Source organism: Bartonella queenslandensis AUST/NH15 (genome assembly GCF_000312585.1).
In the GTDB taxonomy this organism is placed as follows: Bacteria; Pseudomonadota; Alphaproteobacteria; order Rhizobiales; family Rhizobiaceae; genus Bartonella; species Bartonella queenslandensis_A.
The window spans coordinates 1-322 of record NZ_HE998431.1 but is presented as its reverse complement, the minus strand read 5'-3'; the positions used below and the strand labels follow the sequence as shown (position 1 = coordinate 322).

The following is a 322-nucleotide window of genomic DNA, read 5'->3' as shown; positions in this document are numbered from 1 at the left end:
CCAGCTGCGGTCCAATCAACACGGCTAATTGTCGTGCTTGCTTAAAAGTAGGGCGATAAAAGGTCAATTTTTGCCGACAGGCTTCCTTGCCGTCACCATCCTTATAAACAAGGGGAACTTGGAGTTCTACATCAAGGCTGGTTTGTAAACTTGTCATGATCAATTCCTTATAAATTGAGAATAGAGCGGCGCCGTCCACCGATCTCTTGCCCGTTGCGTACCAACCATCCACCCCGTTTAAAGGAAAAGCGATGCAAAACAGAACCATCCCAATATTCTGTATAATCCCAAATATTCTTGATCTCGCAATCATAGCCCGTAG

General features: G+C 45.3%; 1 pseudogene. It reads right to left on the bottom strand.

Annotated features, from left to right (window positions below):
- Window positions 1–167 precede the first annotated feature (167 nt).
- A pseudogene (locus BN338_RS13745) lies at window positions 168–322 on the bottom strand (phage major tail tube protein); the annotation flags it as partial.